The 26,979-nt window shown below is 66.2% G+C and carries 25 protein-coding genes; 15 read left to right on the forward strand and 10 right to left on the reverse strand.

All coding sequences use genetic code 11. The features are described 5' to 3' along the window. Positions 1–267 precede the first annotated feature (267 nt). The 4 genes from MXF70_RS04580 (at position 268) to MXF70_RS04595 (ending at position 4,841) form a co-directional block, all read left to right on the forward strand. Positions 268–1,554 carry an extracellular solute-binding protein gene (locus tag MXF70_RS04580; RefSeq protein WP_248517826.1) on the forward strand — a complete coding sequence of 429 codons (1,287 nt, stop codon included), beginning with the start codon at positions 268–270 and terminating at the stop codon, positions 1,552–1,554. Between the two features lie 107 nt (positions 1,555–1,661). Next, a complete protein-coding gene (locus tag MXF70_RS04585) occupies positions 1,662–2,639 on the forward strand; it encodes a carbohydrate ABC transporter permease (protein WP_248517827.1) in 978 nt (325 codons plus the stop codon). Continuing rightward, complete coding sequence (locus MXF70_RS04590) at positions 2,636–3,568, forward strand: carbohydrate ABC transporter permease (protein WP_248517828.1); 933 nt, start codon at positions 2,636–2,638, stop codon at positions 3,566–3,568. The genes MXF70_RS04585 and MXF70_RS04590 overlap by 4 nt, the downstream gene beginning before the upstream one ends. A gap of 127 nt (positions 3,569–3,695) precedes the next feature. Continuing rightward, positions 3,696–4,841 (forward strand): ABC transporter ATP-binding protein, encoded by a 1,146-nt coding sequence (locus MXF70_RS04595; RefSeq protein ID WP_248517829.1) that lies wholly within the window; start codon positions 3,696–3,698, stop codon positions 4,839–4,841. Positions 4,842–4,938: 97 nt separating this feature from the next. Here MXF70_RS04595 and MXF70_RS04600 read toward each other — a convergent pair whose 3' ends face one another. Beyond that, positions 4,939–5,499: a 16S rRNA 3'-interacting factor aDim2p gene (locus MXF70_RS04600; RefSeq protein WP_248517830.1), complete on the reverse strand. Its 561-nt coding sequence runs from the start codon at positions 5,497–5,499 to the stop codon at positions 4,939–4,941. Between the two features lie 190 nt (positions 5,500–5,689). Between MXF70_RS04600 and MXF70_RS04605 the strand changes: the two genes are divergently transcribed. The 3 genes from MXF70_RS04605 to MXF70_RS04615 all read left to right on the forward strand — a co-directional run bounded on the left by MXF70_RS04605 (position 5,690) and on the right by MXF70_RS04615 (position 8,094). Further along, positions 5,690–5,971, forward strand: coding sequence for a 4a-hydroxytetrahydrobiopterin dehydratase (locus tag MXF70_RS04605; protein ID WP_248517831.1), 282 nt, complete (start codon positions 5,690–5,692; stop codon positions 5,969–5,971). A gap of 162 nt (positions 5,972–6,133) precedes the next feature. Then, positions 6,134–7,147 carry a histone deacetylase family protein gene (locus MXF70_RS04610; protein ID WP_248517832.1) on the forward strand — a complete coding sequence of 338 codons (1,014 nt, stop codon included), beginning with the start codon at positions 6,134–6,136 and terminating at the stop codon, positions 7,145–7,147. Between the two features lie 146 nt (positions 7,148–7,293). Next, positions 7,294–8,094, forward strand: coding sequence for an HAD family hydrolase (locus tag MXF70_RS04615; RefSeq protein WP_248517833.1), 801 nt, complete (start codon positions 7,294–7,296; stop codon positions 8,092–8,094). 56 nt (positions 8,095–8,150) lie between these two features. Here the strand turns inward: MXF70_RS04615 and MXF70_RS04620 are convergent, their stop codons facing one another. Together MXF70_RS04620 and MXF70_RS04625 are read right to left on the reverse strand one after the other, a co-directional pair. Then, complete coding sequence (locus tag MXF70_RS04620) at positions 8,151–10,115, reverse strand: molybdopterin biosynthesis protein (protein WP_248517834.1); 1,965 nt, start codon at positions 10,113–10,115, stop codon at positions 8,151–8,153. Continuing rightward, positions 10,112–11,446: a molybdopterin molybdotransferase MoeA gene (locus MXF70_RS04625; RefSeq protein WP_248517835.1), complete on the reverse strand. Its 1,335-nt coding sequence runs from the start codon at positions 11,444–11,446 to the stop codon at positions 10,112–10,114. Before MXF70_RS04625 ends, MXF70_RS04620 begins: the two co-directional genes overlap by 4 nt. 93 nt (positions 11,447–11,539) lie before the next feature. Here MXF70_RS04625 and MXF70_RS04630 point away from each other — a divergent pair, with 93 nt between their 5' ends. From MXF70_RS04630 to MXF70_RS04645, 4 genes are read left to right on the forward strand one after another with little or no spacing between them, the layout of a single operon-like run. Then, the gene (locus MXF70_RS04630; RefSeq protein WP_248517836.1) at positions 11,540–12,646 is read left to right on the forward strand and encodes a branched-chain amino acid ABC transporter permease; all 1,107 of its coding nucleotides are present in this window, start codon (positions 11,540–11,542) and stop codon (positions 12,644–12,646) included. Next, positions 12,643–14,034 carry a branched-chain amino acid ABC transporter permease gene (locus MXF70_RS04635; protein WP_248517837.1) on the forward strand — a complete coding sequence of 464 codons (1,392 nt, stop codon included), beginning with the start codon at positions 12,643–12,645 and terminating at the stop codon, positions 14,032–14,034. The genes MXF70_RS04630 and MXF70_RS04635 overlap by 4 nt, the downstream gene beginning before the upstream one ends. Further along, positions 14,027–14,893, forward strand: a complete 867-nt coding sequence (locus MXF70_RS04640) for an ABC transporter ATP-binding protein (protein ID WP_248517838.1) — start codon at positions 14,027–14,029, stop codon at positions 14,891–14,893. The genes MXF70_RS04635 and MXF70_RS04640 overlap by 8 nt, the downstream gene beginning before the upstream one ends. 1 nt (position 14,894) lies before the next feature. Next, entirely contained in the window at positions 14,895–15,608 is a 714-nt protein-coding gene (locus MXF70_RS04645; protein ID WP_248517839.1) for an ABC transporter ATP-binding protein, read from the forward strand. A 203-nt stretch (positions 15,609–15,811) separates the two neighbouring features. Here MXF70_RS04645 and MXF70_RS04650 read toward each other — a convergent pair whose 3' ends face one another. Together MXF70_RS04650 and MXF70_RS04655 are read right to left on the reverse strand one after the other, a co-directional pair. Then, on the reverse strand, positions 15,812–17,113 hold the full coding sequence (locus tag MXF70_RS04650) for an ABC transporter substrate-binding protein (protein WP_248517840.1): 1,302 nt from the start codon (positions 17,111–17,113) through the stop codon (positions 15,812–15,814). 198 nt (positions 17,114–17,311) lie between these two features. Continuing rightward, positions 17,312–18,016 carry an SDR family oxidoreductase gene (locus MXF70_RS04655; RefSeq protein ID WP_248517841.1) on the reverse strand — a complete coding sequence of 235 codons (705 nt, stop codon included), beginning with the start codon at positions 18,014–18,016 and terminating at the stop codon, positions 17,312–17,314. A gap of 199 nt (positions 18,017–18,215) precedes the next feature. On the opposite strand from MXF70_RS04655, the gene MXF70_RS04660 reads away from it, so the two are divergent. Continuing rightward, the gene (locus tag MXF70_RS04660) at positions 18,216–18,491 is read left to right on the forward strand and encodes a HalOD1 output domain-containing protein (protein ID WP_248517842.1); all 276 of its coding nucleotides are present in this window, start codon (positions 18,216–18,218) and stop codon (positions 18,489–18,491) included. 54 nt (positions 18,492–18,545) lie between these two features. Then, positions 18,546–19,217, forward strand: coding sequence for a glycerophosphodiester phosphodiesterase (locus MXF70_RS04665; RefSeq protein WP_248517843.1), 672 nt, complete (start codon positions 18,546–18,548; stop codon positions 19,215–19,217). A gap of 123 nt (positions 19,218–19,340) precedes the next feature. Here MXF70_RS04665 and MXF70_RS04670 read toward each other — a convergent pair whose 3' ends face one another. From MXF70_RS04670 to MXF70_RS04680, 3 genes are all read right to left on the reverse strand, one after another. Next, positions 19,341–20,942: an HVO_2922 family protein gene (locus MXF70_RS04670; protein WP_248517844.1), complete on the reverse strand. Its 1,602-nt coding sequence runs from the start codon at positions 20,940–20,942 to the stop codon at positions 19,341–19,343. 151 nt (positions 20,943–21,093) lie between these two features. Beyond that, positions 21,094–21,606, reverse strand: coding sequence for a DUF371 domain-containing protein (locus MXF70_RS04675; RefSeq protein ID WP_248517845.1), 513 nt, complete (start codon positions 21,604–21,606; stop codon positions 21,094–21,096). 116 nt (positions 21,607–21,722) lie between these two features. After that, entirely contained in the window at positions 21,723–21,899 is a 177-nt protein-coding gene (locus tag MXF70_RS04680) for a hypothetical protein (protein WP_248517846.1), read from the reverse strand. Positions 21,900–22,211: 312 nt separating this feature from the next. On the opposite strand from MXF70_RS04680, the gene MXF70_RS04685 reads away from it, so the two are divergent. Continuing rightward, entirely contained in the window at positions 22,212–23,324 is a 1,113-nt protein-coding gene (locus MXF70_RS04685) for a mandelate racemase/muconate lactonizing enzyme family protein (protein ID WP_248517847.1), read from the forward strand. 31 nt (positions 23,325–23,355) lie between these two features. Here MXF70_RS04685 and MXF70_RS04690 read toward each other — a convergent pair whose 3' ends face one another. Both MXF70_RS04690 and MXF70_RS04695 read right to left on the reverse strand, forming a co-directional pair. Then, positions 23,356–23,844 carry a cupin domain-containing protein gene (locus MXF70_RS04690; protein ID WP_248517848.1) on the reverse strand — a complete coding sequence of 163 codons (489 nt, stop codon included), beginning with the start codon at positions 23,842–23,844 and terminating at the stop codon, positions 23,356–23,358. Positions 23,845–23,895: 51 nt separating this feature from the next. Beyond that, a complete protein-coding gene (locus tag MXF70_RS04695) occupies positions 23,896–24,396 on the reverse strand; it encodes a hypothetical protein (protein ID WP_248517849.1) in 501 nt (166 codons plus the stop codon). A gap of 180 nt (positions 24,397–24,576) precedes the next feature. Here MXF70_RS04695 and MXF70_RS04700 point away from each other — a divergent pair, with 180 nt between their 5' ends. Further along, positions 24,577–26,940 carry a type II/IV secretion system ATPase subunit gene (locus MXF70_RS04700; protein ID WP_248517850.1) on the forward strand — a complete coding sequence of 788 codons (2,364 nt, stop codon included), beginning with the start codon at positions 24,577–24,579 and terminating at the stop codon, positions 26,938–26,940. Positions 26,941–26,979: the final 39 nt, after the last annotated feature.

Consider the following 26,979-nt stretch of genomic DNA (forward strand, 5'->3'; position numbering starts at 1 on the left):
GGAGTCGCGCCACTTCAGGATTGGATTGGCGAAATCCCGGCGTAGACGACGTCTCTGCGGTCTCGATGGGATCCGACGCGCCGCCACGAGCACTCCAAACGCCACGAACCAAAAATAACAACTATAAACCGAAGAAAGTTTTCTAGCTTTGATCTATATTGAAACTATGGCCATAGTAATTATTTGACCAGATATAGTCTGCATATTTTGCCAGATACGTAATTATAAATACTGCGTTACTCTATCCCATGATTGGGTATCACAACTATGGTTTCGAAAACGCGTAGAAAGTTTCTGAAAGTTTCCGGTGCCGCGACGGCATTCGGTCTCGCTGGCTGCCTACAAGATGGGGGCAGTGGCGCCCTCCAGACGCAGTACATGGACACGCCCGGCTACGAGGACTTCTTCAGCAAGCACACCTCGAAGTTCGAGGAAGAGACTGGGATCGAGGTCGAGTACGACTTCGTTGGCTGGGGCGACGCCAAGTCGACGATGCAGTCGAACATGACCGCAAAGTCCGGTCCCGACGTCCACGAAATCGCTTCGACGTGGATTCCCGCACAGGTCGAGGCCGGGGGCTGGATGGACCTCCGCGACGAGGCTGCGGCCCAGCAACTCCCCGACACGAGCAACTATCCGTCGGGTGCACTGGAAGTCGGTCAGTTCGACGACATGCTCGTCGGCATCCCGTGGTACTGGGGGCCTCGTGCGTGGCAAGAGAGCGGACCGAAGATGGACGAGGCTGGCATCGAGGGCAGCCCGGAGAACTGGGACGAACTCGTCTCACAGGGGACAGCCTACAACGAAGTCACCAGCGACGGCGACTACTTCGGTGCGATGTCCGGTGGTATCGAGCCAGGTCGTAACTTCGCGATGTTCCTCTGGCAGAACGGCGGTTCGTTGCTCAACGAGGACAACTCGGCACCGGCGTTCAACTCCGAGGCGGGCGTCGAGGCGATGAACTTCTACAAGGACCTCATCGTCGAGCACGAGATCATCCCCGAGGCGTCCCTCGACTGGGAGTCCAGCGGACTGCAGTCTGCATTCGCTGGCGGCGAGGTCGCGAGCACCTGGGGTGCACTCTCGATGACGAACGCCTACGCCGACGCAGACGGCAACAGCCGCGATGAACTCCGCGTCTCCGCGCCGCCGAAGGGCCCCGACGGTGACAGTGGCACCTTCTTCGGAATGGAGCTGCTGGGGATCGCTTCGTGGTCCAACAAGGTCGAGGAGGCCGCACAGTGGATCGACTATCTCGCTCAGCCCGAAGTCAACGCCGAACTCGCCGACATCGCCGGGTTCCTCCCGCCGACCAGCGGCGGGATGAACACTGAACTCTACAGTGATCCGTTCTACGAGACGTTCGACGAAGAGGTCTTCCCGGCAGCGAAGACCTATCCGCAGGTTCGGGGCTGGGGCGAAATCGAGACGGAAATCTACCAAACGGCCACCGATATCCTCAACAGTGCCGTCACCGGCAACTGGTCGGAGGGTGACACGAAGTCGGCCCTCGACGACGCTGCGAGCGTCGCAGAGGAGGCGCTCAACAACTAATCGCCACGGTCACTACCGACTCACACTATCATATGGCCGGTTCCAATTTCGATATTCGTCAACGAATATCCGCTGTCACGGATCGTGTTCCTGCCGTTCGAAAACACGTGCCGAGCCTCGGCATCGGGGACCGACTCCCCTTCTATCGCCGGCTCTCCGGGGGGCAGCGGTTCGCGTACAGGCTCCTGCTGCCCGCGCTCGCGGCGATGACGATCGTTCACTTCATTCCGATCCTCTGGGGGCTGACGATCAGCACCATGGGCGTGGACCTGACCTATGCAAGCCACTGGTACGACGCCCCGTTCGTCGGACTCGACCACTTCCGGTACGTGCTCGGTATCGAGAACTTCGACGACGTTCTCGTGTCCGACACGGTGGTCGGCGAGCGGTACCGAAACGCCCTGAAGAACTCGGTGATCTTCTCGGTCGGCACGCTCGTCGTCACGTACGTCCTCGGGCTCACGGCGGCGCTGGTGTTGAACCAGAAGTTCAAGGGCCGGTTCGTCGCACGAACGCTGTTGCTCTTGCCCTGGGTCGCGCCCGTCGTCGTCTCGTTGTACGTCTGGCGCATGATGTTCACCCAGCAGGGAATCATCAACCAGACGCTGCTCACGATCGGACTCATCGACGAGCCGATGTTTTTCCTCATCGGCGACAATTCGATGTGGGCGCTCATCTTCGCTCACTCCTGGACGCAGTTTCCACTCGTCATGATATTCCTGTACGCGGGGCTCCAGTCGATCCCCAAGCAGCTCTACGAAGCCGCTGCGATCGACGGAGCGGGACGGTGGGGGAAGTTCCGATACGTGACGATGCCCCAGCTCAAACCAGTCTCGGCAGTCATCGTCCTCCTCATGCTGCTTTGGACGATGATCAACTACACCGCGCCGTTCGTCCTGCTCGGAGGAGCCCCACCCAAGCAGGCCAACGTTGCCATCCTCTACATCGAGAACTACGCGTTCGGTAACAGCCAGTTCGGCCGCGGTGCCGCGATGAGCGTCGTATTGTTCCTCATTGCCATGGTGATGGCGATGGTGTACTACCGCTATCTGTTCGACGATGAGACCACGGGGGCGGGAGCATGATCCCCGAGGAGTGGCGACTCACGCAGGATCGAGCGGATTTCCTGTTCGATCTCCTGTCGAGAGGCGTCCTCGGTCTGTTCATCGTCCTCGCGCTGTTCCCGATCTACTGGATGGTGATGATCAGTCTGCGAAACCCCGAGGAAATTGGCACCTCCGATCCGAGCTATTTCGTGTTGTCCCTCGACGAACTGCGCACTGTCGTCTTCGAGGGCGATCTCGATTTGCTCGCGTCGGAAGTCGACTTCGCGAACTACGTGGATATGTGGGATCAGATCCCGCTGCTCGAGTTCTACGTCAACAGTCTGATTATCGCCGGAGTGACGACCGTGCTGGCGCTCGCCGTCGCGATTCTCGGCGGCTACGCCTTCTCACGACATAGCTTCCCCGGCAAGCGCTACATCGGCGGGGCGTTGCTGGCCACGCAGATGATCCCGGGCGTCCTCATCCTGTTGCCGATGTTCCTGTTGTTCATCTGGATCCAGACGGAGACGCCGTTCAAGGTGGTCGACACCTACCACGGCATCATCTTCGTCTACATGACGTTCACCGTGCCCGTCGCGATCTGGATGCTTCGCGGGTTCTTCGATTCGATTCCGGCCTCGATGGAAGAGGCCGCGAGGGTCGATGGCTGCACGAGATTCCAGGCGCTGTACCGGGTCGCCTTACCGATGGCGGCGCCGGGTATCGCCGCTACGGGGATGTTCGTGTTCCTCACGGCGTTCAACGAGGTGCTCTTTGCTGGCATTCTCGCCGGTGGGGAGGTGACCCCGTTCTCGATCGGCATCAGCCGATTCCAGACCCAGCAGACCACCTACTGGGGACAGATGATGGCGGCGTCGTCGGTCGCGACAATCCCAATCATCATCCTGTTTGCGCTCTTCCAGCGGCCGATCGTCGAGGGACTGACCGAAGGCGGGGTGAAGCAGTAGCCATGACGGCGACGCATTCCCCCGCCACCCGCGTCGGCAGCACCGCTCGTGCGCTCACCGCTACCGGGCGTGTCCGCTGCCACCGAACTGCCACCGAACCGATAATTGCTGTCATGGAGTCACTACAATGAGCGACGTCGAACTCGATCAGCTGACCAAAGTGTACCAGTCGTCCGACGAATCCGTCACGGCCGTCGACGACCTCGACCTCACCGTCGAGGACGGGGAGTTCCTCGTACTCGTCGGTCCGTCGGGCTGTGGAAAATCGACGACCCTGCGCTGTATCGCCGGACTGGAGGAAGTCACGGAGGGCGCGATCCGCTTCGGTGACACGGAGGTCACCGACGACAGGCCGAAGGATCGGGACATCGCGATGGTGTTCCAGAACTACGCGCTCTATCCCCACATGACTGCCCGGCAGAACATGGAGTTTGGGCTGAAGATGTCCACGGATCTCTCCAAAGAGGAGCGCGCCGACCGCGTCGACGACGCCGCCTCCACCATGGGCATCGAGGAACTGCTCCCCGACAAACCGAAGGCGCTCTCAGGGGGGCAACAACAACGCGTCGCGCTCGGCCGGGCGATCGTCCGTGATCCTGCCGTGTTCCTGATGGACGAGCCGCTCTCGAATCTCGACGCCAAGCTTCGTGCTCAGATGCGTACGGAGCTTCAGGAACTTCAGCAGGATCTCGGCGTGACGACGGTTTACGTCACGCACGACCAGACCGAGGCGATGACGATGGGCGACCGGATCGCGATCCTGAACCACGGCGAACTCCAGCAGGTCGGCACGCCACTGGAGTGTTACCACCAGCCAGCGAACCAGTTCGTCGCGGGCTTCCTCGGCGAACCGACGATGAACTTCCTCGAGGTCGGCCTCTCCGACGACGCGCTCGTCCACGACGAGTTCGTCCTGCCCATCAGCAGCGCCCTCGCCGACAGCATGGGCTCTTCCGAGCTCGTACTCGGCATCCGTCCCGAGGACGTGATCCTCTCGACTGCCGACGATGCGGGCGACGGCGCCATCCCCGCGACGGTCACCGTCGTCGAGCCGATGGGCGACGCGAGCAACGTCTACGTCGACGTCGGGACCAGCTCGGTGACTGTCTCGGTGGAGGGCCACGCGGCCGTCAATCCCGGTGACGAGGTGACACTCGCTGTCGACGAATCGCGGCTTCACCTCTTCGATCGCGCAACTGGCGAGTCCTACAAACACAGCGACGTCGAAGCTGCAGCGCTCGACGACGCCGACGGCGCCGTCGAAGCGCCGTAGCTCACCGCCGCGAGCGGCCAGTGTCGTCGCTTTCTGTCAGCTATCCGCTGCTGGGCGTGAGCGAACTGAGAGACGGATCGACGATCGAGAACTACCTTCAGCTACTGCCGGGGAAGCGGTGGTACTCCATCCCTTCGCGCTTGATCTCCTCGTGTTTGTCCTCGAGGAAGGCGTAGACCGTGCCGTGGGGTGCGCCGTCGATGATCATCTCCGCGGCCTGTCGCACCGCGTCGACCTGCTGGGGCGTCCCGATCGCGCCCAGCGTGGAGCCGTAGATCACGACAGATGCGCCGGTGAGCTCTTCCATCAGCTCGCGGGTCCGTCCGTCCTCGCCGATCAGGCGACCCTTCTTTCGCGTGAGGTCGTTTCGGTTGCGCGTCGCCGCGTCGATGTCCAGCAGATCGAACATCATCATCTCGTCGTCGAGCAGCGTGAGGGCGTCCTCGGGGTGGAACCCGCGGCCGATCGCCTTCACGATGTCCGGGCCCTTGAGCGCCCGAACGGGATCGGCGTCGCCCTGCTGATCGATCTTGACGGCGCCGTTCTCGGAGTCGACGTCGAGTCGAACGTCGGCTTTCGACTCGATCTCGCGCAGCGTCTCGCCACCATCGCCGATCAGCACGCCGATGCGGTCCTGCGGAATCTTCACGTGCTGCATATATTCGGCGGTAGAACGTGGTTGCGGTTAAGCGTTCGGCACTGACCGCGAGCGACGGTGTGCGTGGCGTTGGCTCGGGTCGTGGGGCGTCCGTGAGCGGATTCCGAGCCCCACTCGCTCACCCCGAACCCACCCGTCGAATCCGCCCCTGGCCCCAACCTTCAACACGAACGGGAGCGACGAGAAGGGTATGGCAGACGTGCTATCCGAGGACGAAATCGAGGCAGGGCTCCCCGAGGGCTGGGAGTACGGGGACGACGAGATCAGTCGGACCTACGAGTTCGACGAGTATCTGCGCGGCGTCGCCTTCGCCCAGCTCGTCGGCGAGATCGCCGAGGCACAGTTCCACCACCCCGAGATCGTCATCCGCTACGAGGCGGTCGACATCACGCTGACGTCCCACGAGGCCGGTGGCGTCACGCAGGAGGACCTCGACATGGCGGAGATCATCGAGTCCGAGACCGACGCCTGACGCTCGGGAGCACGCTTTTCGCGGAGGTGATGGCGGTTCGCCGCCGAGTCGATCGGTTCGAAGAGCATCAGTCTCCGGGAACTGGACCGGTCGTTGAAGCCAGTGGGCGGCCAACTGGTAGCTATGGGTTCGCCGTTCGCCGTCGGTCATTCGCCCGCCAGTATGGAGCACGATCCGGGACCGACCCACACGGATCGGCCCAAACGCCTCGAATCCGTCGTCGCGGCGCTCCAAGAGCGAGACACCACGATCGAGACGCCGGAGCCGATCGATTTCGAGGGGGCAAGCGCCGTCCACACGCCGGGCTACCTCCGCTGGCTCCGGGAGACCTGCGCCGACGAGCGCCGCGTCGACCACGACACCGTCACGTCCTCGGGGACCTGGGACGCCGTCCTCGCCGGCGCTGGCGGTGCGCGCTGGGCGGTCGAACGTGCGATAGAGGATACGACCGCCGATCCGGACTCAAAAGCTCCTGCCGAAACCGAGGATCCCGCCGTCGCCTTCGCGCTCACGCGCCCGCCCGGCCACCACGCGCTCGAGAACTACGCCATGGGGTTTTGCTTTCTCAACAACGCCGCATACGCCGCCGAACACGCGCTCGAGCAGCCCGGGATCGACACCATCGCGATCCTCGACTGGGACGTCCACCACGGCAACGGCACGGAGTCGCTGTTCGTCGATCGCTCGGACGTCCACTACGTCTCGGTCCACCAGGACGGGCTCTACCCCGGCACCGGCTCCGTCGACGCCGCGGGCGTCGGCGACGCCCTCGGTGCGACTGCTAACCTCCCGCTCCCAGAGGGCGCCGGCGGTCCGGCGTTCCGCTATGCAACCGAGACGCTCCTCGAACCGCTCTTTGCGGCGATGGCCCCGGATCTCGTCGTCCTGAGCGCTGGCTTCGACGCACACGAAAACGACCCGATCTCGGACCTCGAACTGACGACGCCGGATTTCGGCTGGCTGGCCGGCTGGACCCGTGATCTCGCCGCGACCTACGACGCTCCGGTCGCCACCGTGCTCGAGGGCGGCTACCAGCCCGGCCTCCTCGCGGAGACCGTCGCCGCCGCGGCCGACGCGATCGAAACCGGAACGCCACCTGCACCCGAGGGCGAGCCAACCGACGCCGCCCGTCGTGTGATCGACGGCGCTACGGACGTCTGGCCGGCGCTGGGGTAGCTGCTGCGGAGCGCTGGATCGCACGACCTTCCTGTCCGCATTACGTCCCTGAAATGCGGCTCCTTCGCGACGCAATCGCCCGACTGCACCGACCCGAACTGGCCCACAATCCATATACGCCGGGGTCCCATACTGAACGTCACCAGATGGTCGGGCAGTCCTACGACGCCGTGCTCTTCGATCTCGACGGCACGCTCGTCGCGCCACGCTTCGAGCACGTCCGATCGGTGTTCGACCGGGTCGGCGACCAGCTCGGCCACGGCTTTTCCGACGACGAGGCCCGCCGGCTCTGGCACGGCCTGGGCGGCCCTCGCAACGACCAGCTTCGCGCGCTGGGCGTCGATCCGACCGCCTTCTGGCGCGTCTTCGACGCGACGGAGGACCCCCAGCGACGCGCCGACGCGATGCGAGTTTTCGACGACGCGTCCCTCGCCGCGGAGCTCCAGGTCCCGACCGCGCTCGTCACGCACTGCCCGCCCGAACCCACCGCAGCGGTCCTCGATTACCACGGCATCGGCGAGTGGTTCGACGCCGTGGTCTGCTGCTCGGACGACCTCGGCTGGAAACCCGATCCCGGGCCGATCGAACACGCGCTCGCGGAGCTGGGGCTCGCCCACCTCGCGAACGGCGCCGCCGGCGATTCCGTGGCTGCCGACGGCGGGACGGCACCCGGGGACCAGCGGACGGCGTCCGGCGACGGGCGGCAGCCCGACGGCGGCGACGGGCACCAATCCGGTGGCGTGCCTGGCACGCGAGCGGAGGGGTCCGCTCGCGCGCTGTACGTCGGCGACACCGCCGGCGACGTCGGCGCGGCCTGGAACGCCGGCCTCGACGCCGCCCACGTCGAACGGTTCGACCACGATCGCCGGGAGCACTGCGTGCTCGCGGACTACCGGGTCGCCGCGATCGACGAGTGCGGGCCGCTCGCGTCGCTCACCGGCCGCTGATCCCCGTCGTTCAGAACCTGTACCGCTCCCTCTTCTCCGCCCGTGGCGTCTCTGTTTCAGTCCGCCGCCTCGTACCCCGACAGCGCCGCGAGAACCGTCGACAGCGCGTCGAGCGCGTCCGTCAGCGCCGTGAGTCCCGCAGCCCCGGCTCGCTTTGCGTTGCCGATCAGCCGGACTCGCTGGGAGCCAAGCGAGACGAAGTCCAGACCGAGCCGGTCGGCCGTCGCGCGAAGCCCGAGGCCAGCGTCCGCCTCGCCGGCCAGCACTCGGCGGGCCGGGCTCTCGTGGCCGCGGAGGCCGACGCCGTAGCCGTCGATGGCGTCCGGCGTGACCGCCGGCTCCGCGCTCTCCAGTCGGTCGTCGAGCGCCGAGCGGAGTCCCGACCCGCTCGCGAGATTTGCGAACGAGTGGGCCGACTCACCTGCGAGATCCGACGCTCCCTCGATCCCTTCCGGGTTCCCGGTGGGGACCACGAGCCCCCACTCCCGGGCCCACGCGGCGAGTTCCTCGCCCGGGGGCTCGCGGCGAGGCTCGCCCGCGACGACCGCGACGTCGGGCACGCCGTCGCGAAGCCGACGGACGCCGGCCGCGGTGCCATCGGGCAGGTAGCGTGGCGCGTCGAGTTCGTCCATCAGCGCCGCAGCACCCGGGTCGTCCTCCCCGATCGCGAGCAGCGTGGGCGGGCGGACGTCCGCGGAGAACAGCTCGACCTCCACGGTCTCGCCGGGCGCCACGTAGGACGTGTCGGCGGGTACCGTCACGAGCCCGTCCGCACGCGAGAGGCTCGTGGTCGCGCCGGAGCCGCGATCGACCGGGTATGCGAGGGGCCGGCCGTCCGGATCGACGTCCGCGTCGGCTGCACGATCGTCGCGATCTCGGCCTGCGCCGGGCCTGTGCCCCGCGTCGATCAGCCCTACGGGAAGCAGTCGGCGCCGCCCGGGCTCGAAGCGGGCCTCCTCGAGCAGTTCGGCGTCCAGGCTCGCCCGCTCGGGATCGGGCACTCCCGCGGCCTCGCGGATCGCGGGCGCGACGAGCGTCCGGAACACCATCATCGCGGAGACTGGAAAGCCTGGTAGGCCGGCGTAGCCACAATCGCCGAGCCGGCCGACGAGCGTCGGCTTCCCCGGCTTGAGCGCGACGCCGTGGACCAGTAGTTCGCCCTCGTCCTCGAGCACGGCGTGGAGCGCGTCGGCGGCGCCGGCGGAGGTCGACCCCGAGGTGAGCAGGAGATCGCAGTCCGCTGCTGCCCTCTGGAGCGACGCGGCGAGTGCCGCCGGATCGTCGCCCGCCTTCGGATACCGTCGGACGTCCGCGCCGGCTTCCCGTGCCGCGGCGGCGATCGACGCCGCGTTGACGTCGTGGATCTGTCCCTGTTCGTGGTCGAGAGGGTCGCCGGGCGGGACGAGCTCCTCGCCAGTCGAGAGAATCCCGACGGTCGGCCGGGCGCGAACCGGTACCGACCCGACGCCGAGCGCCGCAAGCAGGCCGACCTCTCGGGGCGTGAGTCGCGTTCCGGGCCCGAGCGCACGCTGGCCAGCAGCGAGGTCGGCGCCCGCGGGCGTAACGTTCCCTCCGGGTGCGACGGCCGTGCGAACGTCGATCGCAATCGCGTCGCTATCGGCGCCGTCGCCCTCGATCTCGTCGATCTGCTCGATGGGCACCATCGCGTCGGCGCCGGGAGGCATCATCGCGCCCGTCGAGATCGAGACGGCCTCGCCGTCGTCGACCGCTGCGGTTGGCGTCTGGCCGGCGTGGACCGCACCGACGACGGAGAGTCGGACTGGCTCGGTCTCCTCGGCACCCGCGGTGTCGGCCGCTCGCAGCGCGTAGCCGTCGAGACCCGCGCGGTCGAAGCCGGGCACGTCGATCCCGGCATCGACCCGCTCGGCGAGTGTCCGGCCTGCAGCGTCGTCGAGGGGCACAGATTCGACCTGCGGGTCCGGGGCGATCGGCAGGTCGGCGATCGCGGCAGCGACCGCGTCGGGATCGGCGAGCTCTCGGAACTCTACGCGGTCGGTCACGGCTGCCACTCCCAGTCCTGGACGGCGACGAGTTCGCCCTCGGGCAGCCCCTCGACGCCGGGCTCGATCTCGATCCAGCCGTCGGCGAGCGCGACCGAGGAGAGCACGCCGGCGCCTTTCGTCCGGGTCGGCCTGGCGACCGTGTGACCGTCCTCGACGCCGAGTTCGACGCGGGCGAACGTCCGGGTGCCGGGTTCGCTCTCGATCTTCCGGGCGAGCGTGGCGGGCCGGGTCGGTGGCTCCTCGAACTCGACTCCCTCCAGCCAGTGGAGCACCGGCCGGAGCAGCTGGACCGCGGTGACGATACAGGAGACTGGGTAGCCCGGGAGGCAGAGGACCGGCGTCTCCTCGACGACACCGAGGCAGACCGGATGGCCCGGCTGGAGCGCCACGCCGTGGACGAGCACCTCGCCGAGTTCGGCGAGCACCTCCGGCAACAGGTCGCGCTGCCCGACGGAGGTGCCGCCTGTCGTCACGATCACGTCCCTCGTCAGATCGCGCTGAATCGCCGCCCGCAGCGCGTCAGGATCGTCCGTGACGACGTTGCGGTACTCCGCCCTGGCGCCCCAGCGCCCGACCAGTCTGGACACCGTGAGCCCGTTCGTTTCGACGGCCTGCCCGGGTCCGGGATCGCGCTGGACCAGCTCCTCGCCGGTCGGCACGACGCCGACCGTGGGCTGCTGGCGGACCGCCACCTCCTCGACTCCGGCGGCTTTCAACAGGCCGAGATCAGAGGGGCGGAGTCGGTGACCCGGCTCGTACAGCGCCTGCCCGGCGGCGACGTCCTCGCCGATCGGCGCGACGTTCTCGCCAGGGACGACCGGGTCGGTGAGTTCGATCTCGCGGTTCTCGGCGTGGGTGGGTCCGTCGGTCGCCTCGCTGTCGTCGGTGGCAGAGCTCGACGCGTCGATCTCGGTCACGCGCTCGATCGGCACGACGGCGTCGGCCTCGTTCGGCAGCGCGCTGCCGGTGTGGACGCGAACGGCGCTCTCGGGCGCCATCGTCGCGTCGTGGGGTCCCTCCGGTCCGAGGTCGACGACGGTGAGCACGGCTGGCGCCCGATCGGAGGCACCGGCTGCATCGTCGCTCCGAACTGCGTAGCCGTCCATCGCCGCGCGGCGGAACTGTGGCACGTCGCGGTCAGCGGCGATCGGTTCGGCGAGTACCCGGCAGTCGGCTCGTTCGATGCCGAGATTCTCGGTGCGATCGACCGGCGTCACGCGCGCCTGAAGGCGATCGCGGGCCTCGGAAAGTGGCGTGTGCGTCTGGAACCCGGTGACCTGGCGGTCCGAATCGGGGCCGCTGACGGTGTCCGGGCCGTCTCTCGTCATAGGTTGCGGTTCGGTCGGTGGGAAGAAAAGGGTGATGCGCACCGATCGGCAGTAGCGTGAAGTATTTTACGGCGCGGTGTCACTGATTGGCACATGGAAGCGAGCGACGTCCGGCGGACGCTGTCGCGCCTCCGGGTCGAACAGGTTCTCGGCGCGATCGTGGCGGTCCTGTTGTTGTACCTCGTCGTGGATCTGCTGCGACAGCTCGTCACCGGGACGCTCTCGGCCTCGACGCTCCAGCAGTATCTCTGGCGGGGTATCGTCGTTGGCCTCATCTACGGGCTCGCTGGGATCGGGCTCTCGATGACCTACAGCATCCTCCGGTTCGCGAACTTTTCGCACGGTGATCTGCTGACGACGGGCATGTTCTCGGGCTGGAGCGCGGCCTACGTCATCGCCGGGTTCGGCGCCTACAACCTCGGAAATCTGCTCCTGGTACGGCCAAACAACGATCCGACGCCCGGCGCGGTCGGCATGGCAATCGACAGCCAGCCCGTGGCGATTCTCGGCGGTATCGTCGTCGCAGCCCTGTTCACCGTCGCCATCGCGCTGGCTGCCGACCGACTCGTCTACCGCCGGCTTCGCAAGCAGTCCTCGATCGCCCTGCTGATCGCCAGCGTCGGAGTCGCCTTCGTCCTGCGGTATCTGATCGCGTTCGTCTTCACGCGGTCGAACCGGGCCGTGCCAGCGAGCGCGCCGGAGACGACGCTGGATCTCGGGATCGCCAGCACGACGGTCAATCTTCACGAGATGACGCTCGTGGTGAGCGCGATCGTGCTGATGGTCGGCGTTCACCTCATGCTCCAGCACACGAAGCTGGGCACGTCGATGCGTGCGATGGCCGACAACCGCGATCTGGCGAAGATCACCGGCATCCCGACTGAGCGAGTCGTCCTCGCGACGTGGGTCATCGGCGCGGCGCTGGCCGGCATCGCGGGCTACCTCATCGTTCTCAACACCGGGACGATCACCTATACGCGCGGCTGGACGCTCCTCCTCCCCGTCTTCGCGGGCGTGATCCTCGGCGGGATCGGATCGGTCTACGGCGCGATCCTCGGCGGCCTGATCATCGGAATCGTCGACGAGGTCGCCATCATCTGGCTGCCCAACGAGATGACGATGGCCGCCGCATTCTTGCTGATGATCTTCATCCTGATCTTCCGGCCGCAAGGTCTCCTCGGCGGGGTGGAGACGGCATGACTGACGAATCCGGCGACGTCGGTGAGGACGGCGCTGGCCCGCGTGAGCAGGACTCCCGGGGTCCCCTCTCGGATATGCGCACGACCGTTCGCGAGTACACCGACCGCATCACCGAGTGGATGGGCGAGCGTTCCCGGTGGAAGGCGGACGCCCTCGTCGTCCTCTCCGCCCTCGTTCTCGTCTACGCGCTGATCACTCTCCTCGCCTACGGTCAGGGCCTGGACATGAACGGGATCGTCAACACGCTCGTCAGGCTCACCTTCCTGATGGCAGCCTACGGGCTGCTCGTGCTTGCGCTCAACCTCCACTGGGGGTACGCAGGACTGTTCAACATCGGCGTCGCGGGGTTCATGTCCGTCGCCGTGTTCACGCTCGCCTTCGTCTCCGGCGGCCAGGGCGTCGGTCTCGGCTACCCGATCTGGGTAGGGATGATCGCGGGCATGGTCGCGGCAGCGGCACTGGGGCTCCTGGCCGCGTTGCCGGCGCTCAGACTGCGTGCGGACTACTTCGCGATCGTCACGCTCGGCATCGCCGAGATCGTTCGGTTCACCGTCAAATCGGACTGGGTGGACGACCACCGGGTCCTCGGCCGCGAGGTCGGACTCGGAGCAGGCTCCTCGATCCAGGTTCCCAGCGCACAGGAGTACGTGTTCAAACTGTTCACCGAAGACGGGACGTCGCGGGCAGATCCCACGTTCGTCGGCGCCCAGCTCTTCGAGCTCGGTAGCTGGTTCGGTATCGATCGCCCCACGGTGATGTCCGCGGGCTACGCGCTGTTACTGGTCGTCGCCGTCCTCCTGGCCTACGTGTTACTCTCCCGCATCGCCTACTCCCCCTTCGGCCGCGTGTTGAAGGCGATCCGCGAGGACGAGGGCGCTGCACAGGCACTCGGCAAGCCGACCAGCCGGATCAAGATCTACAGCTTCGTGCTGGGCTGTGCGCTGATGGGGCTCGGTGGCATGCTCTGGCAGGCGAGCCGCTTCACGGTCGCCGCGGACGCGTTCATGCCGATCGTCACGTTCTACATCTTCGTCGCGCTCATCGTCGGCGGCTCCGGATCCAACGCCGGAAGCATCGTCGGCGGCATCGCATTCGTCGGACTCCTCCTTCAGGGACCACGGATGCTCCCCCGCGTCATCAACGAACAGTGGGAGAGCGTCCCCGAGGGGACGAACACGATCTACGAGGCCGTGACGGCGCTGGGTGGCGCGGATATCATGCCACTTATCGGCTACTCGATCGCCAACATCGACCTCCTCCAGCGGCTGTTCGTAGGAGTGGTGTTGATCCTCCTCATGCTCTATCGCCCGGACGGGTTACTCGGGCACCGCAAAGAGGTCGCCGCGGCGACCGACCTCTCGCGACCGGAGGGTGAGACCGATGACTGAGTCACCCGCGGACGGGGTCACGGACGCCAGCACCGATCCCGAATCGGGCGCGTCGAGCTCCGACCCCTCGCCGGCGGGCTGGGGTGATGGCGACGCAGTCCTCGAAATCGACGGCCTCCAGAAACAGTTCGGCGGGATCACCGCCGTCGACGGCGTCAGCTTCGACGTCGAGCAGGGGTCGATCACCGGCCTCATCGGTCCGAACGGCGCCGGCAAGTCGACGACGTTCGACCTCGTGACGGGATTCACGCGGGCGGATGCCGGCTCGGTGCGCTTCGATGGTCGCGACGTCACCGGCTTGCGACCCCACCAGATCGCGCAAGCCGGGCTCGTTCGCACGTTCCAGATCACGCGCGAGTTCCCCGACATGACCGTCCTCGAGAATCTGATGACCGCGCCACCGGACCAGCGCGGCGAGTCCCTCGCCCGGTCGGTCCTGCCGGGCACGCGCCGGGGCGTGATCGAGCAGGAGCGCGAACTCGTGGACACCGTCTGGGAGACGCTCGATCTGTTCGAAATCGACCACCTGGCCGAGGAGTACGCTCGGTCGCTCTCTGGTGGCCAGCGGAAGCTGCTGGAGCTCGCGCGGGCGTTTCTGACCGAACCGGAGTTGCTGCTCCTCGACGAGCCCATGGCGGGCGTCAACCCGACCCTCGAGGAGAAACTTCTCGATCGAATTCACGACCTCCGGGCGGAGGGCTACACCTTCCTGCTCGTCGAACACGACATGGACCTGATCATGGAACACTGCGACAGAGTGGTCGTAATGCACCAGGGAGCGGTGCTCGCCGAGGGCGAGCCCGAGGAGATCCGTGACAACGAGCGCGTTATCGAGGCCTACCTCGGGGGGAACGTCTGATATGGCCGAGAACTCTCTCCTGACGGTCGCCGACCTCGATGCAGGCTACGGTGACCTCCAGATTCTCGACGGCGTCGATCTGGCCGTCGAGGACGGCGAGTACGTCACCATCGTCGGCCCCAACGGCGCGGGCAAGTCGACGGTGATGAAGACCGTTTTCGGACTCACCACCTACATGGACGGGTCGATCGAGTTCGACGGCGAGGAGATCAGCAGGCTGCGCCCCGATCAGATCATCCGGAAGGGCGTCGGTTACGTCCCGCAGTCGGACAACGTCTTCCCGTCGCTGACGGTTCGTGAGAACCTCGAGATGGGCGCGTACATCCTCGACTCCATCCCCGAAGAGCGGATCGACATGGTGTACGACCGGTTCCCCGTCCTCGAGGAGCGCTCCGGGCAGACTGCCGGTTCGATGAGCGGTGGGCAACAGCAGATGGTGGCGATGGGCCGTGCGCTGATGCTCGATCCCGACCTCCTCCTGCTCGACGAGCCCAGCGCGGGGCTCGCGCCCGATCTGGTCGAGGACCTCTTCGATCGAGTCGATGCGATCAACGACGGCGGGACGGCGATCCTCATGGTCGAGCAGAACGCCAAGGAGGCGCTCAGACGCTGTGACCGCGGCTACGTGCTGGTCCAGGGGCAGAACCGCCACGAGGACGACGGCGACGCACTGCTGGCCGACCAGCAGGTGCGAGAGGATTTCCTGGGCGGGTAACGCCGAGCGTTCTCGACTCGTCCAGAGAGAGAGAGAGCGATAGCGCGGAGGAACGGATCGTCGACGAACTCGGGGCCTCGAAACGGACCTCCGCAGAACTACGTCGAACCGACGGGCGGACTGGTGCTGACTGATTGTCGAACAGTACCGAGCGATCGCCGAACTGCCACCGACGGCGTTCGACCGACCGCAGATCGATCCGGTTACTGTCCGTAGTCGATCGTCTCGATCTGCTCGATGCTGCCGCCCTCTCCGAACTCCCAGATGGAGTAGCTCACTGCCTGCATGTCGCCGTTCTCGTCGAAGTCGACCGCACTGGAGGCGCCCTGGTAGTTGACGTCCTCTCCGTTGGCCACCATCGAGATCCCTTCCGCGAGGTTGTCCGGACCGACGTTCGTCCCTTCAGGGTTGGCGACCGTCTCCATCTGATCGCGGATCGCGGTGCCGTCGTTCTCGCCGGCCGCGACGTTGGCGAGCAGGAGGACGGCGGTCGCGTCGTAGGCCTGCGCGTTGAACACGCCGGGCGCACGATCGTACTCGTCCTCGTAGAGCGACGTGAACGCGTCGACGTTCGGTCCGCTGGCCAGCGGAGCCGTGCCGATGGCGTTGTCCATCGGGTTGTCGACGTTGCCGGGGAGGTCAGCGGACTGGAGACCGTCGGTGAGCATCAGTGTCTGGTCGGTATCGAACTCGGCGTAGTAGTCCCGGAAGATCTGCGTCCCGCTGGCCGGGTAGCCGATAACGACGAGCAGTTCGGGATCCCCGCCCAGTGCGCTGTTGAGCGCCGAGGTGTAGGACGGCTGTTCGGCCTCGAAGGCGACCTCGCTCTGAACCGTGCCGCCGAGGTCCTCGAAGGCGGAGACGAACGATTCTGAGAGCAACTCGCCGTACTCGTTGTTGAGGTGGAAGGTGGCTGCCGAGGAAAGGTCGCGATCCTCGTAGGCGACCTGTGCCATCACCTCGCCCTGGAGTGCGTCGCTCGGGCAGGTCCGGTAGATGAAGTCGTCGTCGTCCAGATCCGTGATCGCTGGCGAGGTCGACGCCGGCGAGCAGCCGACGATTCCTTCGGGGATGAACACGCCCTGGGCGACGTTCTGAGTGACTGCAGAGGAGGCCGCCCCCGTGACGGCGGGATAGCCGGCGTTGGCGAGCGACTGGGCGGCACTGATCCCCGCTTCGGGGTCGGACTCGGTGTCCTCGTCCTGAATGTCGATCTCGAACTCCGTCTCGCCCTCGAGCTGGCTCCCGGGCAGGATCGCGGCGTCGCGGATCGGGCCGCCCAGATCGCCCAGGTCACCGCTGACGGGCTGGAGGACGCCCACGCTGACGGTCCGGCCTGCCTCACTCCCGGGAATACCCGTTCCGTCGTCGCTGGTCCCGTCTCCATCTCCATCACTATCGCCGTCTCCGTCATCTCCGTCGTCGGCGATACAGCCCGCGAAGGCTGCGGTCAGTCCTGCTCCAGTTCCCTTTAGCACCGTCCGCCGGTCGATTCGTCGCGCCATAACCAATAGATACCGCTCGACTTATATAAAATCACCGTGGATTTTATCGGTTTGTCCTAGAATGCCACGGGGATCGCACCCCATCGTCGCGCCCTGGCTCGGAATACGACGCCAGTGCGGCTTCGCTTCGCCTGTGTGTGGGTACGGCGTCGACGCGGATTGTGGATGCTACTCCGAGCGGACGATCGCCCGGCTGCACTACGCCTCGCCGTACACCGGCACCGCCGCGCCGCTGGTCACCGGCGCCGCGTCCGAACACAGCGCCGCGATCGTCGTCGCCACGTCCGCAGGATCGACCCAGTCGTCGCTGGGCTCCATCATCTCCCGATTCATCGGGGTGTCCAGCACGCTCGGCAAAATGGCGTTGGCTCTGACAGTTCCGCGGTGTTCCTCGGCGATCGTCTCGGTCAGTAGTCGAACGCCCGCCTTCGAAGCGCGGTAGGGGCCGTCGCCCTCGCCGCCCTCCAGCGAGGAGCGCGCGCTGACGGAGACGATCGCGCCGTCGGTCTCTTCGAGGTGGGGAAGCGCGTGTTTCGACGCCAGAAACATCGTCTTCAGGTTCACGTCGTGGACCAGCTCGAAGCTCTCCAGCGACGTTGCTTCGATCGGATCGCCGCCGCGCCAGGTTCCCGCGACGTTCGCGAGATGGTCGATCCGGCCGTGCTCGTCGACGACGTCGTCGATCGTCCCGGCGACGTCGTCCTCGTCGGTGAGATCCGTCTCGTAGAACGTCGTTCCGCCGTCCGGATCGAGCAGCGAATCGTCGGCATCCGGCGCGACGACGTCGATCGCGGCGACCTCGGCGCCTGCCGCGCGGAACTGCTCGACGACGGCGCTGCCGAGCGCGCCGCTGGCACCCGTGACGACCGCAACGGTTCCATCGAAATCGAAGCTGACGGACATAGGTCGTTAGTCGGCTCGACCGGAGAAAAAGGTGGGCCCGGCCGGTGCCTGCGAATCTGACCGGCTGCGCGCTCGTGGGCCGGTGGGCGCCGACTACGTTCCACTTGTCCACGACTGCAGATCGTTGCCAGCCACCTTCGTGATATCTGCGTGTCATAATGGCCAGCAATAAGTCGGGCCTCCGCGGTATGGTAACCTGATGCAGGACGACCAAGAGCTATCGATCGTTCGGCGACAACTCGCTCCTGACGATGGTAGTCCCGGCATACAGATCGCGGAGGTAATCGCGGAGATCGACGACCGGGAGATGACCGAGATGTCGACGATGTACGACTGCATCGACGGCGTTCTCGAGGACCTCTTCTCCGATCCGCCGTCGGCGGAGGCTCAGCTGATGATCGAGTTCAGCTACGAGGAGTACCGGATCACCGTGTGGCAGGACGGGGCTCTGGAGCTCGTCCGGCCCGGAAGCTAACTTCGCCACCCTGGCGGCAGAATCACTTTCTTTCTGGGACGCGACGCGCAATTCGTGGCGCTGATCGCCCACCGCGGGTTCGCCGCGGAGCGAGCCGAAAACACGATTCCGGCGCTGGAACGCGCCGCCGGCATCGCCGACGCCGTCGAGTTCGACGTTCGTCGCTGTGGCTCCGGGGAGCCGGTCGTGGTTCACGACGAGACAGTGGACCGCGTGACCGACTCCGCCGGGCCGGTTTCCGCGTTCACCGCCGACGAACTCGCGGCGATGGACGTCCTCGAATCGGGTGCGGGCATCCCGACGCTCGCCGCAGTCGCCGCCGCGCTCCCTGCTGACACACCGCTCTACGTCGAGCTGAAGGAGTCCGGACTGGCGACCGAGGTCCTCGACGCGTTCGACGATCACGAGGGACGAGTCACGATCATCGCCTTCGACCGTGACGTCCTTCGGGCCGTCCGCGCTGCGGATCCAACGGTACCGAGAGCCGTTCTCGCCGGCAGTCTCCGCGACTGCCCGGTCGCGACCGCGCTCGAGCTCGGCTGTGCGGGCGTGAACGTCCGTCCTCGCCTCCTCGCGCTTCCATCGGTCCGCCGGGCGGCGCAGGCGCTCGACCTCCACGTCGGCGTCTGGACGGTAAACGATCGGGCGACGGCACGGCTCGTGGAGCTGCTCGGCGCGGACGCGATCACGAGCGATCACTCCGACTTCGTGGCCACGAACCGGTAGCAGTGGCCGTCTTCACGGCAGAACATCGCGTCTCTCGTCGGGCGAAACCGCCCGACGGCCGTCACCGCGACGAACTAGCGCCGGCCGGCCGGTGCTCGGGGCGATTCGGAGTGGCCGCTTCGCTCAGTCTTCTAACTCTTCGACGTCGGCGCCGGGAGCGTTGGACATCACGCTTTGCATCCCCTGGCGTGCCTTCTGCTTGGAGGCGTACCCCTCGCCGGAGTCGGCGAGGATCTGGCCGTTGCGGTGGCGGAGTCGCCAGCGCCACTCCTCGGCGTTGTCCTGGAAGACCTCGTAGGCGGCGGGCTCGTAGTCGAGCGTGTCGGCCTCGGGTGCGTAGTCGGCGACGCGGTCGACCGCGTCCTGCGCGCGGTTTTTCCGGCTGTAGCCCTGGCCGCTGTCCGCGATTAGCTCGCCGTTGCTCGCGACGAGTCGCCAGCGGTAGTCGCCGCCCCTGTCCTCGTATACCTCGAAGTTTTCGGCGTCGCCGACGTGGTTTCGGACGCTCTCGATGCCGTCCTTGGCGTTGCGACGGGAGGCGTACCCCTCACCGGAGTCGGCGAGGATCCGGCCGTTGCGGTGGCGGAGTCGCCAGCGCCACTCGTCGGCGGCGTCGGCGTAGAGCTCGAAGGCGGCGGGCTCGTACTCCAGCGTGTCCGCCTCGCCAGCGACCTGCTGAATCCGCTCGACGGCCTCCGTGACGCCGCTTCGTCGGCTGTACCCTTCGCCGGGGTCCGCGATCACGTTCCCGTTGTCGTGAACGAGCCGCCATCGGTACTCGCCGGCGTTGTCTTCGTAGACCTCGAAAGTGGCGTTGCTCTCGGCGTCGGCAGTCTCCGCCTGCTCTTCCTCATCGTCGTCCGTGGTACCGAACTCGAAGGCACCCGCGTCCTCGCCGTCGTCAGTGGCAGCCTCGCCGTCGCCACTGGCTCCGTCGTCATCGTCGACTGCCGCCTCGGCTGCGCCGCCGGTCGCTGCTGTCGGTGCGTCGTCGGGCACCGATTCGAGGATCTCTTCCTCGGCTCCGGGGGCGTTCTTCTTCACGCTGTCCATGCCCTGTCGGGCCTTCTGCCGGGAGGCGTACCCTTCGCCGGAGTCAGCGATGACGTTGCCGTTGTCGTGGACGAGTCGCCAGCGGTCTTCGCCAGCGCGATCCTCGTACAGCTGGAACGTCGCCTTGCTGGTGTCAGCTGCAGCGACGCCGTCGGCGTCATCGCCACCCGCTGGTTCACTGGCTGGCGCGACGTCGGGTTGTGCAGTGCTCGAGGACGCCAGCGGATAGAAAAATACGGTCAGAATCTGGAGTGCGATGCCGATGCCGTAGCCCCCCATGATGACGGCGCTCATGTCGCCCGATCCCCAGTTCCAGTCGTTCGGGTAGAAGAGGTTGAAGGCGACGGCAGCGCCGACGCAGACAAGCAGCCCGAGCACCGCCAGCCAGACCGCTCTCGCCTGTAACGGCAACAGGTAGACGATCGAGAGGACCACGATCGGTCCGGCGATGAGCGCCAGCGTGAACGCCACCCTGCGGAACAGCCAGAAGTCGTCAGTGCCCCGATCGAACGTCGAGGCCACGAGGAACAGTACGAGCCCGACCATGGCCAGCAGGGCGCCAAAGAGGAACGCCCAGTAGCCGTTCACGTGGTCGGGTTCGAGGGGCTCCCCGAGATGTGTGCGGTACCAGCCGCCGAAGACGCCGTCGTTGGCCATGATGAATCGCCTCACGTCAACAAACCACAAGCATGTTATTAAAGATGTGGGACAGTTGTGGCAGCCAATCGCCAGAAGCTGGCCCGATAGTTGTTGCCATCGCGTGGGGGTACGACGGCGCCAGGGAGCACTCTGGCAAGAAGCCAGCTGACGGTGCCGACCGGCTCTACGCCGGCGCTTCGACCTCGATCCGAACCGTCAGCGCCGCACCGTCGGCGAGCGCCTCGACGAAGGACCGGTCGAGATCCGCGGCGGCGTGATCGGCACCCACGGCCACCGTCCGATCGTCGACGTAGTCGCTGGTCCGCCAGACGGCGCTCCGATCGTTCTCGAATGTGAGTTTGGGATCGCCACGGGCGACGATCCGCTGGTCCGGAATTTCCTCGGGCGATTCGAGCTCTGCGCCAGCGTCGGCGACGACCGAGAGCGTCGTGACGATCCGCGCGTTCGCGTGCTGGCAGGCGGCGACGAACTCGTCGTCGAACTCGGCGGGCGTCCGGTCAGCCTCGATCCCAAGGATGCAGTCGCCCGCCGGCGTCAGGTAGTCGTCGGTCGTCACCTCGAACGTCGACGCGTGTTCGCCTGCGACGTGTTCGTGGCCCTCGGCGCGCAGCCGCTCCTCGTGGCGTTCGCCGTCCGACTCCTCGTCCGACACCGTCGAGCTGGCGTCGTCGCTCATCGAGCGGCAGTGACTGCCGGATACCGAAGAGTGTCGCGATTCGACCGACCGACTACGTGGGGCATCGACGACTGCGTGGGGTCCGCGACTACGCAAGGAGCGACCGATCCCGTACGCTACTGCTGCGTTCGCGTCTGCTCGTCGCTCAGGACCGTGACCGTGACGGCCCCGCACTCACACTCGTATGCGCGGCGGGTCCCGTCGGGCGTCTCCATCGTGAGCATCCGTCGGTCCTCCGAGAGCGTTCGCTCGCAGTCGGGGGCCGAACACACGCTGGCAAGGTGTTCGAGCATATCCCAACCGACAGACCGGCCACACGTTAACCCGTGCCTGTACCGAAGTGAAAGTGAAAGTGGCCCACAGCGCCGGTCTGCGGCTGGATTTTCGCTCGCTGCTCTGTGGCGAGCATCGCTCCACGAACCGCATCACTCCACGGCGGGGCGCTCCCCGGTGCATTCGATCTGTAGGGGCGCTCAGGCGGTCTGTCGCTGGTGTGGTATTCATCGGCGTAAATCGCCAGTATTCACTCACCACAGAGTCAGTATCGTTCCTTCGCGGTTGCCACTCTGGAAAGACGTAACAGGGTCCACGAACCAGTGTACGCTATGAACGTTACCGACGTCTCGGCGATCCCCGTCGCGATGGACGTCCGCCCCGAGTCGGAGCCAGACGGACTCGCACCGTACGTCACCAACCACGGGCAGGTCGAGACGATGGAACGAATGCTGATCCGCGTCGACACCGACAGCGGCGTCACCGGATGGGGCGAGATGCGCTCCTCGCTCGCATTGGAGACGACCGCGAGCGTGATCGAACACGACGTCGCCGCCGAACTGATCGGCCGCTCGGTCGCCGACGTCGAGGCGTTCACGGACGACTTCTTCTATGAGTATCTGGACGTCGGCCCGTTCGTCGGCGGCGTGGAGATGGCGATGCACGACGCGCTCGGGAAGATCCGCGGCGTGCCCGTCCACGAGCTGCTCGGCGGGACGACCCGAGAGACGGTCGAGTTCGCGTACTGCGTCGGTATCCTCTCCCCAGAGGACTCTCGCGAGCACGCACGCCGCGCCCTCGAGGGCGGATTCTCCGTGCTCAAGACGAAGGCCGGCCGCGACTGGCGGGAGGACGTCAACCGCATCCTCGCGATGGACGACGAGGCCGACGGCGAGCTCGCGTTCCGTCTCGACCCGAACCAGGGCTGGACGCCCGAGGAGGCCGTCCGCGTCGGCGCCGCACTGGAGGACGCGGGCGTCTACTGCCAGTATCTCGAACAGCCCGTTCGCATCGATAGCGTCGGGACGTACGAGTCGCTACGCCACCGCCTCCGCACGCCGGTTGCAATCAACGAGGACACCTACTTCGACAGGAATCTCTTCGAGCACGGCGCCGCCGGCGCCGTCGACTGCGCCGTGATCGACGTCGTGCCAGCGGGCGGGTTCCGCGCGGCGAAGCGGCTCGCCGGCGTCGCCGACGACGCGGGCATCTCCCTGGCCCACCACAACGCGTTCGACCTCGGGATCAAGACCGCGGCCGTGTTGCACCTGACCGCGAGCACGCCCGCTATCAATCTACCGCCGGATACGATCTACTACGCCTGGGAAGACGACGTGATCACGGAGCCCTTCGAGGTGGAGGACGCGGAGATCGCGGTGCCGGACGGGCCGGGGCTGGGTGTAGAAGTGGACGAGGAGAAACTCGAAGAGTATCGGATCGATTGAGTCCCACTCTCAGGATTCGTCGAACGCGATCTCACATCTGGAACTGTTCTCCACACTCCGTGCAGGTGAACTCGAAGCGGCCCTCATCGGTCATCCGCGTGCCGTGGGCTCGCTCTGCTTCGCACTCGCCGCAGTAGATGACCGACTCCAGGTCCTCCCAGTCGTGCTGGTAGCCGGGTGCGCCGATCGCCCAGCCGACGACATCCTCCTCGGCGTCCTCGGGATTGTACCCCTTCTGGAACTCGCCGGGTTCGAAGCGGATCACCTCGCCGGCGTCGACGATCTCGATGTCGCGCTCGCGCCCGACCTCGAACTCGGCGGTGCCCGACTCGACGTAGAACAACTCTTCCTGATCGTGGTGGGTGTGGAGCCCGCCGGAGAAGGAGTCGCCCGGGGCGAGTTCGAAGTAGTTCATCGCGACGTGGTCGGCGTCGAGCGCCTTCGTGACCGGGCGGCGTACGTCGTGGACCTGCAGCGGATTCACCTCGATTTCGACATCGTCGATCGTGACTTTCTCCATGAACTGTACGACCATCGGCAAGTTCAAAGAGGTATCGGCGAGCCCGGTGGATCAGCTTCGCAGCTGTCCGAGGCCAGCCGACACGAGATGACCGAGGGTCACGATCGTGACCAGACCTGCGCCTGCGCTCCCCAGGTAGAGACCGGTGCCGGGCGTCGCGGTCTCTGCGACTTGCTCGCCACCCACCAGGACGGCCTCCTGTCCGCCGCCGTGGAGCAGGAAGGCACTGAACGCGAACAGGAGGCTCGCGATCACGCCGAGAACTGCCGCGGGCAGGGACGACTTCCAGTCCCACCCGCGAGCCAGCGGGAGCCCGATAGCGACGCCCGCGAGGAGTAACGCGACCAGCAGCGTCTGCGAGGTCGCGACCGTCGCCGATTCTGGCGAGGAGAGGCCGTTCGAGAGGAGAACCTCCATCTTCCCGTCCTGCAGCAGCGACGCCGATCCACCCGAGTACGACATCCAGGGGAGTACGGTGCCGAGCGCTACGAGGGCGCCGCTGACCACGGTCGCCTTGCCGGATTTCGGCAGTGATTGCCAATCGAGATCCATGCCGGCGATCCCGCCGTCATCCGAATAAACGTAACGTTTGACGAAATATCGGTTAGACATCTAAGAATATCTCTCGCCAAAACGGCTGATTCTAGCTCCGCCGTTGGTAATCGAATCTGCGAGATATTCGGTACGCGTTCCGAAGGTTTAAATTAAATAACGTCACCACCAGTCATTACCATGGCTACCACGGGGACAGCGGCAACACAGTCTACGAATCCCGCACCTGCCGTTCCAGCGCCGGTCCCGCCGGACGATCCCGACGCGTGGTACGCCCCGGACGTCCGCGAGCAGACCGAACTCTGTCCGGGCGTCGTCGCAACGATTTCCGCGACCGACGACGGGTTCGCCTACCGCATTCGCGAGCCGGTGCTCTCCCCCGGCGACGAGGAGCGTCTCGCGAAAATCATGGACCACTTCGAGGGCGCGACGCTCTCGCGGCCACTTACGCGCGAGGGCACCCGCGAGCAGATCGCGGCAGGGTTCGAGGCGAAATACCGCCGTGCGATCGGACGGCTCGTCGACGCGACCGAGGAGAGCCTCCGGCGACTGCGCTACTACGCCCTCCGTGACCTCCGGTGTCTCGGTGAACTGACGCCGCTGGCACTCGACGAGTCGATCGAGGTCGCCGACGCCGCCGAAGACGCGCTGATCGTCCACACCGAGCATTACGCGCCGGCAGTCACCGAGCTCCCCGGCGATCCCGAGTTCCTCGATCGCTTCGTCAGCGAGCGACTGAACACCTACACCGTCGCCTTTCGCGAGTTCGAGGTGCCAGTCGTCGTCTACCACGAACACCTCATCGGTTCCGACGCGTTCACGACGAAGTACGCCGTCAGGGAGCCGGATCTGCTGCCCGGCGACGAGCAGCTCGTCGAGGAGTGCAAGACCCGCGTCTGGGAGACGAACGTCGACGGCGTGGTCGAGGACCGCGGGGCGTTCGTTCGCGAGCGCGCCCGGCTGGTCCTCTCTCGGCTCCTCACTGCCCGAAACACCCGAGCGTGGTTCGACGCGACCCGCTACCGCGTCCGCTCCGCGCTCTCGACGTACGACCTCGCCGTTCCGCCGATCGACGACCGATTCGCCGAGGATCGCCTCGAGGATCTCGTCTACTACGTCCTCCGGGACTACGTCGGCGAGGGGAAGCTGACGGTCCCGATCCGGGACGTCAATCTCGAGGACATCGAGGCGAACCGGGTCGGCGAGCGGGTGAAGGTCGTCCCCAGATCCGCCGTCTCACACGACCGCCGGATGCCGACAAACCTCACCTTCGAGGACGAGACGGAGTTCGTCAACGTCGTCCGCCAGCTCGCCGCCGCGGACGGCGTCGAACTCAACGCCGCAAACCCCAGCGCGAAGGTCAATCTCGCGCCGGAGGGCGTGGACGACGACGTGACGATCCGCTGTGCGGTCGCGCTACCGGTCATCAGCGAGGACGGCCCGCACGTCTCGATTCGCAAGCAGGCGCCGGAAGCCATGACGCCCGTCGACCTGCTCGAGGCCGGGTCGATCTCGCCGGAGCTGGTCGCACTGCTGTGGCAGCTCTACGAACACCGCTGTGTCGTCCTGTTTTCGGGGCCGACAGGCGCGGGAAAAACGACGTTGATGAACGCGCATATGCCGTTCGTCAGGTTCGAAGATCGCCCGATCTCCATCGACGAGGGCTCCCGGGAGGTCCGGCTTCCACACGAGACTGGCGTCTCGCTCACGACGCGCGACCACGAGGACGACTACAAGCGCGTCACGATGGCGGACCTCATGACGGAGTGTAACTATCTGAATCCGGATATCGAGGTCATTGCGGAAATCAACACGCCGGCCTCCTTCGAGACGTTCGGCGAGACGCTCAATACCGGCCACGGGCTCGTCGGTACGACGCACGCCGAGGACGTCGAGAAGCTGGTCAATCGCGTCGTCGAACAGGGGCTCCCGCCGTATCTCCTCCGGGAGATCGACCTCGTCGTCTTCCCGAAACACGTCGACGGCGAGCGGTACGTCGGCGAGGTGATCGAGTTCCTCGGCGACGACGCCTACAAGACCGTCGGCGGCGTCCGCGGCGCGATCGAGAAGGGGAACTCGACGGTCTACTGGAACCGGGTCGCCGAACGCGATCCGACCGGCTCGTTCCACCTCAACTACGACCACCCGGAACTTCCGACCGACGACCGCCGCGGTGGCGACGTCGCGATCGGTGAGCGACTCGAACGGTCGGCTTTCGACCCTCCCGAGGAGCGAGCCCACAGCGCCGACGCCCCGCCGAGCGGTTCTCCCGGAGACGCGACCGATACCGGTACCCCTACGCCAACGGACGACGCTGACGAAGCAGCGCCGAGCTGCGACGTTCGGGTCTTCCACCGCATCGCGGACCGAACCGACCGGCCCGTACAGGCCGTCGAAGCGGAGTTTCACCGCAAGCTTCGGTACGTTCGCTACTTCCAGCGGGAGGGGCTCGACGACTTCGACGAGCTGTTCGCGTTCGTCGCAGACCTGGAGACCAACGAGGCCGCCACCGTCGAACGACTGCGGCGCCGGGGTGAGTCGTGACCGCCGACCCAACCGACGACCCGCCAGCCCGAAGCGACG

The sequence above is a fragment of the Salinarchaeum laminariae genome (genome assembly GCF_023204835.1).
GTDB lineage: Archaea > Halobacteriota > Halobacteria > Halobacteriales > Salinarchaeaceae > Salinarchaeum > Salinarchaeum laminariae.